Raw genomic sequence first — 6933 nt, 5'->3', positions numbered from 1 at the left:
GCATTAGCTAGATGTTTACGGGAAGACATGTCTGCTCCTGAATACGTTAAGCGAAAACTAATTTTGATGGGCGATTATTCTCTCAAAGGCGTCTAAGCTCTGCAAACGTTTTACAGTCTGAATACTTGCAGTTCTCGCTAATTTTCTACTGTTTTCATCCATCTTAGTGACATTTAACTCTATAAAAGCAAACGTTTAGATATGTATTAAATTAAAAAAAGAGCTTGTAATTCGAGCAATGAAAATTAGAATAGACGTCTAGATGTAGATACACCTACAATCAATAATATTATTCAATGTCAGTGATGAAACCATTCACTGATATAACCAGATTAAAGTGGAGCTAACATGGCTAAGCACCTGTTTACTTCTGAGTCGGTATCAGAAGGACATCCAGATAAGATTGCAGACCAGATTTCTGATGCAGTACTTGATGCGATTCTTGAACAAGATCCAAAAGCCCGTGTTGCGTGTGAGACATACGTTAAAACCGGCATGGTAATGGTAGGTGGCGAGATCACCACGTCTGCGTGGGTAGACATTGAAGAGCTCACTCGTCAAACCGTTCGTGAGATAGGTTATGTCAACTCAGAAATGGGCTTCGACGCAAACTCTTGTGCGGTACTAAACACGATTGGTAAACAGTCTCCAGATATCAACCAAGGTGTTGATAAATCGGATCCAAAAGAGCAAGGTGCCGGTGACCAAGGCATCATGTTTGGTTACGCGACGAATGAGACAGATGTGCTGATGCCAGCCCCAATCACTTACTCCCACTTGCTTGTGCAGAAACAAGCGGAAGTACGTAAAAACGGCACACTACCTTGGCTACGTCCTGATGCAAAATCACAGGTGACGTTCCAGTACGACCAAGGAAAAATCGTTGGTATTGATGCTGTCGTTCTTTCGACTCAGCACTGTGACTCAATCTCGACTCCAGACCTGCGTGAAGCGGTTATGGAAGAGATCATCAAGCCAGTTCTACCATCAGAGTGGCTAAACAAAGACACCAACTTCTTTATCAACCCGACTGGCCGTTTTGTTATCGGTGGCCCAATGGGTGACTGTGGTTTGACAGGTCGTAAGATCATCGTTGATACATACGGTGGTGCTGCTCGTCACGGTGGTGGGGCATTCTCAGGTAAAGATCCATCAAAAGTTGACCGTTCTGCTGCTTACGCTGCTCGTTACGTTGCGAAAAACATCGTTGCTGCTGGCCTTGCTGATCGTTGTGAGATTCAGCTTTCTTACGCAATCGGTGTTGCAGATCCAACATCTATCATGGTGGAAACCTTTGGTACTGAAAAAGTATCTCAAGACATCATTGTTGAAGCGGTACGCCAGCACTTCGATCTTCGCCCATACGGCCTACAAGAAATGCTGAACCTACTTCAACCAATCTACAAGAAAACAGCGGCTTACGGCCACTTTGGTCGTGAAGAATTCCCATGGGAAGCGACTGATAAAGCGTCACTTCTTCGAGACTTCGCTGGCATTAAGTAATGTAAACCGCCGCAATAACTTGCTATTTAAGGGCTTCTGGTTAACCAGAAGCCCTTTGTTTTTGTGCGCAAAAATCGAACAACAAATTTGTATTTTTTTGTCATGGGGTCAATAGTTAACAATAAGTTAAAAGGTCAATTCTTTGCCGAAATTGCTTTTTAACAGACTAAGTTAGATGCGCAGCTTACTAGGCCAGTCGCAAAGCCGGGCATCGAGTTCCAAAACGTCACCCATTGACCTGTGGGTGACTTATTACAGAATCGATCAAGGAGGATATATGCCTCGTACGGTGAATCCACAAGACTTAAACGAAAAGCGAAAGGAAGTCCCAGATAACGAATACGCACGCACTATTCCGTGCAATCACGTCAGTTTATCGGCGCCGTTTCACTGGCTATCACTCGGCTTGCACGACTTTGTGCGAATGCCATTGATCAGTGCCTTTTACGGCTTATGTTTTATGGCGGCAGCGATTGGCATCGTGCTGTTAGTACAATGGCAAGGCACACACTTAGTCGTAATGCCAAGTTTAGTCGTCTATATGCTAATAGGTCCCTTCCTAGCGCTAGGGCTTTACGATGCCAGTTGGGAACGGGAAAAGGGCCATCACGCCAGCTTACTTCACTCAATGAAAGCGATTGGGCGTAACTCTTCATCACAATGGGCGTTCGCTGTCATGCTCGCCGTGTGTATGATCTTCTGGATGCGTATCGCTGCATTACTTCATGCGTTATACCCGTCCGTTCAGGGCGCGCCATTGACCGAGTTCCTTCCATTTCTGGTAATTGGTTCATTGGTGGGCATGGTACTGGCTGCAATCGTGTTTAGTATTTCAGCTTTCTCCATCCCACTGATGATGGAACGACGCGTTGATATGATGACCGCTGTATTTACCAGCTTTAACGCCGTCAAATCCAATATACCAGCGATGATAGTGTGGGCCGCCGTGATTTGTGGCGGTATCTTAATTGGCTTTGCAACTTACGGGATCGGCATGTTGTTTACTATGCCAATTCTTGGCTACGGTACTTGGCACGCTTATCATGAAACCATCAAGAAAAAGCACCATTAGCGCTACCTTCTGATCCGGTATATGATTCGCCCCTTATGTAAGGGGCGAATTTTTTGGAGATGAATTTGGATATAGAGCTTTGCTATCGCGCACAACAAGTAGTCGCTCGCTACATCACAATAGCTCAACATGCTTTTCAGCGTTCATTTTCTTTCCCTTCTATCAGCTACCAACTGAGAGGCAAAGCGGCGGGCAAAGCCTACCTCCAGCTCAATGAAATTCGGCTAAATCCCGTATTATTTGTCGAAAATCAGCAAGCGTTTTTCGATGAAGTCATCCCGCATGAAATCGCCCATTTGATCACTTATCAGGTCTATGGTCGGGTCAGACCCCACGGTAAAGAATGGCAATCGGTCATGAAAAGCGTGTTCAGCACCCCTGCTCGTACTACGCACAGTTTTGAAATTACTTCCGTACAAGGGAAAACCTTCGAGTATCGCTGCGGATGCCAAACCTATCCGCTAACGATCAGACGCCACAATAAAGTCCTACGTCAACAAAGCAGCTACCGATGTCAGAGCTGTCAGCAAAGTCTGGTATTTACGGGCAAACAACTCTCATAGCTCTGTGACCATCGATAACACTCAATTTAAAATGCGTGGTAGACTGCGATAAGTCATACTTTTCTCATACTTATCGACATGAAAATTCGAGTATTTTTCGTTTGCTTAACTTCACTGATCACTTCATTTCAGGCCCTATCTGCACCTCCCTCTTCGTTTTCGAAAGCCAAAAAAGAAGCGCTGAAAATATATGCAGATCACCCCACCAGCTTTTACTGTGGATGTGATATTACCTGGCAGGGAAAGAAAGGTATTCCCGATTTAGAGTCATGTGGCTACGAAGTAAGAAAACAACAAAAACGAGCCTCAAGAATCGAATGGGAGCATGTTGTTCCAGCCTGGCAGTTTGGCCACCAACTTCAATGTTGGCAGTCTGGTGGGCGAAAAAACTGCACCAAAAATGACACCGTTTTTCGTTCAATGGAAGCCGACCTACATAACCTCACTCCAGCCATCGGTGAAGTGAACGGTGATCGTTCGAATTATAATTTCAGTCAATGGAATGGTGTGGATGGTGTTACTTATGGCCGATGCGAGATGCAGGTCAACTTTAAGCAGCGAAAGGCCATGCCACCAAACCGCGCCAAAGGCTCCATTGCTCGAACTTATCTGTACATGAGTCAGGAATACGGATTCAAGCTATCTAAGCAACAAAGTCAACTCATGACAGCTTGGAATAAACTCTACCCAGTCGACAAATGGGAATGTGAGCGTGAACGCCGAATTTTCAAGATTCAGGGCAATCATAACCCTTTCGTTTTCAAAGCATGCCAGGCTCTGTAATTGCCCCTTATGAATTGTGGCGATATGTATAGCCTGCCCCTTGTTTTTTAGGCACAAAGCATCCATGTTAGGAGTTCATTCTCAATTATCTGGCCGGATACATAGCTGATGCGAATTCCTCGAATTTATCACCCTGAACCTATAACCCAACTTGGCAGTTTAGCGCTTGACGAAGACGCAGCCGGCCATGTAGGAAGAGTCTTGCGGATGAAAGCTGGACAAGAAGTATTGCTTTTTGATGGCTATGGCGCCGAGTTTCCTGCCGTAATTGAAGAGGTCACCAAAAAGTCCGTCATGGTGAACATCACTGAACGTGTTGAACGTAGCAGTGAGTCACCGCTGGACTTACATTTGGGTCAGGTCATTTCTCGCGGAGAAAAGATGGAATTCACCATTCAGAAGTCCGTAGAGTTGGGCGTCAATACCATTACTCCATTGATTTCTGAGCGTTGTGGCGTCAAGCTGGATCAAAAACGTTTTGAGAAAAAGCTCGCCCAATGGCAGAAAGTGGCCATCAGCGCTTGCGAGCAAAGTGGGCGTAATATCGTTCCGCAGATTCGCCCTATCATGCAGTTAGATGAGTGGTGTGCAGAAGACTACGATGGCCTTAAACTCAATCTTCACCCAAGAGCAAAATACTCAATCAATACGCTGCCAGATCCGGTCGAGAAAGTTCGCCTGTTGATCGGCCCCGAAGGTGGCTTATCCGCAGAAGAAATCGAGAAAACCCGAGAATATCAATTTGAAGAGACTCTGCTAGGCCCACGCGTATTACGCACAGAGACCGCTGCTCTTACCGCAATTACTGCCCTTCAAGTTCGCTTTGGCGACCTTGGTTAAACGGAGAAAAACCATGATCAAATTAGGTATCGTGATGGACCCTATCGAGTCCATCAATATCAAGAAAGACTCTAGCTTTGCCATGATGCTTGAAGCGCAGCGCCGCGGCTACGAAATCCACTATATGGAAATGCATGATCTGCACCTAGACCAAGGTGTCGCTGTTGCTGATACTAAAGTGGTGGAACTCAAAGAAGATCCAACTGGCTGGTTTCAGTTTAAGTCAGAGCAAACGATTGAATTGTCAGAGCTTGATGCAGTTTTGATGCGCAAAGATCCTCCGTTTGATACAGAGTACATCTACGCGACCTACATTCTTGAGCGCGCAGAAGAGAAAGGTACATTAATAGTCAACAAACCTCAAAGCCTACGTGACTGTAATGAAAAGCTTTTCACAGCTTGGTTCCCTGAACTTACCCCAACCACAATCGTGACCCGCAAAGCAGAGAAGATTAAACAATTCCGCGAACAGCACGGAGATGTGATCTTAAAACCACTAGATGGCATGGGTGGTGCATCTATTTTTCGAGTCAAAGAGAACGATCCAAATGTTTCTGTGATTATCGAAACCCTGACTAACCACGGTCAAAACTATGCGATGGCACAAACATTCGTTCCAGACATCAGCAACGGCGACAAGCGAATTCTGGTCGTGGACGGCGAAGCTATGCCTTATTGCCTAGCGCGTATTCCGGCAAAAGGAGAAACTCGCGGCAACCTTGCGGCAGGCGGCACCGGTGAAGCCCGACCTCTGAGCGAAACAGATAAACAGATCGCAGCGGCTGTAGCGCCTACACTTAAGGAAAAAGGTTTGATTTTTGTAGGTCTCGACGTCATTGGTGACAAGTTAACTGAGATAAATGTAACCAGCCCAACCTGTATTCGCGAAATCGAGGCTGCATTTGATATCTCAATTACGGGTAAATTGATGGACGCTATAGAGCGTCGCCTCAACAAGCAGTAATTTATTCATATGATCATTGGGCGATAACTTGCCGCCCATTTTACGCTGGAGTAACTATGAATTTAACCAACCACTTTTTAGTTGCTATGCCAGGGATGAAAGATCCCTACTTCCAACGCAGCGTTATCTACGTATGTGAACACAATGATGATGGCGCGATGGGTTTAATGATTAATGCTCCAATCGACATCACAGTAGGTAAAATGCTCAAGCAGGTCGACGTTGAAGCAACTCAGCCTCAACTCAAAGTCGGTAGCCTTGAGAAACCGGTACTCAATGGCGGCCCGGTTTCAGGAGACCGAGGGTTTATTCTTCACCAACCGAAAGATCATTATGAATCCAGCATCCAGATGACTGACTGTATCTCTGTTACCACTTCGAAGGATATCCTCGCGGTGCTCGGTACAGAAGCCGAACCACCAGAATACATTGTTGCATTAGGCTATTCTGGCTGGGAAGCAGGCCAATTGGAAATTGAACTTTCGGAAAACTCTTGGCTAACGATTGAAGCCGACCCTGATGTCATGTTTAACACACCGATCAATGAACGTTGGCAGAAAGCTGTGCAGATGCTGGGCATCGACGCGTCTCAACTGTCCAGCGATATTGGTCACGCATAACCTCATCACTAATAATTTATGTCTAGAACAATTATGGCTTTTGACTTTGGCACTAAAAGTATTGGCAGTGCCATTGGTCAGGAGATTACAGGCACGGCATCACCGCTGAAAGCCTTTAAAGCCAACGATGGCATTCCCAACTGGGACGATATTGAAAAGCAGATCATAGAGTGGCAGCCAAATTTACTGGTTGTCGGTTTGCCAACAGACCTTCACGGCAAAGATCTGGAAACGATTACTCCTAGAGCGAAAAAGTTTGCTAATCGTCTTCAAGGCCGTTTCGGCCTTCCTGTCGAACTACACGATGAAAGGCTTTCTACAACGGAAGCTCGCGCAGATCTATTCGAAATGGGTGGCTATAAAGCCTTGAGCAAAGGCAATGTTGATTGCCAATCTGCGGTAGTCATTTTAGAAAGTTGGTTTGAAGCGCAATACGGCGACTAGTAAGCAATAACATACTAAAAGGGGTGATGTGCAGCATCACCCCTTTTTATTTCAATCAGTTAAATCGTCCCCCTCAAGAGTGAGGGACGAACGAGTTGGGGAGCTTTTACAACAACTAGAAAACCTTTAGAGATTCCCTACTCT

General features: G+C 45.6%; 8 protein-coding genes. All 8 read left to right on the top strand.

Annotated elements, in window-relative coordinates; all coding sequences use genetic code 11:
• Nucleotides 1-348: 348 nt before the first annotated feature.
• Nucleotides 349-1503 (top strand): methionine adenosyltransferase, encoded by a 1155-nt coding sequence (metK, locus tag TW84_RS23465; protein ID WP_045978019.1) that lies wholly within the window; start codon nucleotides 349-351, stop codon nucleotides 1501-1503.
• Nucleotides 1504-1780: 277 nt separating this feature from the next.
• Nucleotides 1781-2575, top strand: a complete 795-nt coding sequence (locus tag TW84_RS23460; protein WP_045978018.1) for a DUF2189 domain-containing protein — start codon at nucleotides 1781-1783, stop codon at nucleotides 2573-2575.
• Between the two features lie 65 nt (nucleotides 2576-2640).
• The gene (locus TW84_RS23455; RefSeq protein ID WP_045978020.1) at nucleotides 2641-3138 is read left to right on the top strand and encodes a SprT family zinc-dependent metalloprotease; all 498 of its coding nucleotides are present in this window, start codon (nucleotides 2641-2643) and stop codon (nucleotides 3136-3138) included.
• 78 nt (nucleotides 3139-3216) lie between these two features.
• A complete protein-coding gene (gene endA, locus TW84_RS23450; RefSeq protein ID WP_045978017.1) occupies nucleotides 3217-3921 on the top strand; it encodes a deoxyribonuclease I in 705 nt (234 codons plus the stop codon).
• A 108-nt stretch (nucleotides 3922-4029) separates the two neighbouring features.
• A complete protein-coding gene (rsmE, locus tag TW84_RS23445) occupies nucleotides 4030-4761 on the top strand; it encodes a 16S rRNA (uracil(1498)-N(3))-methyltransferase (protein WP_045978016.1) in 732 nt (243 codons plus the stop codon).
• A 13-nt stretch (nucleotides 4762-4774) separates the two neighbouring features.
• Nucleotides 4775-5725: a glutathione synthase gene (gene gshB / locus TW84_RS23440; protein WP_019277263.1), complete on the top strand. Its 951-nt coding sequence runs from the start codon at nucleotides 4775-4777 to the stop codon at nucleotides 5723-5725.
• A 56-nt stretch (nucleotides 5726-5781) separates the two neighbouring features.
• Entirely contained in the window at nucleotides 5782-6345 is a 564-nt protein-coding gene (locus TW84_RS23435) for a YqgE/AlgH family protein (RefSeq protein ID WP_019277262.1), read from the top strand.
• An 18-nt stretch (nucleotides 6346-6363) separates the two neighbouring features.
• The gene (gene ruvX, locus TW84_RS23430) at nucleotides 6364-6789 is read left to right on the top strand and encodes a Holliday junction resolvase RuvX (RefSeq protein WP_045978015.1); all 426 of its coding nucleotides are present in this window, start codon (nucleotides 6364-6366) and stop codon (nucleotides 6787-6789) included.
• Nucleotides 6790-6933: the final 144 nt, after the last annotated feature.

This window comes from Vibrio neptunius (assembly GCF_000967495.1).
GTDB classification, from domain to species: domain Bacteria; phylum Pseudomonadota; class Gammaproteobacteria; order Enterobacterales; family Vibrionaceae; genus Vibrio; species Vibrio neptunius.
This window is presented reverse-complemented; position numbering and strand designations above follow the sequence as displayed.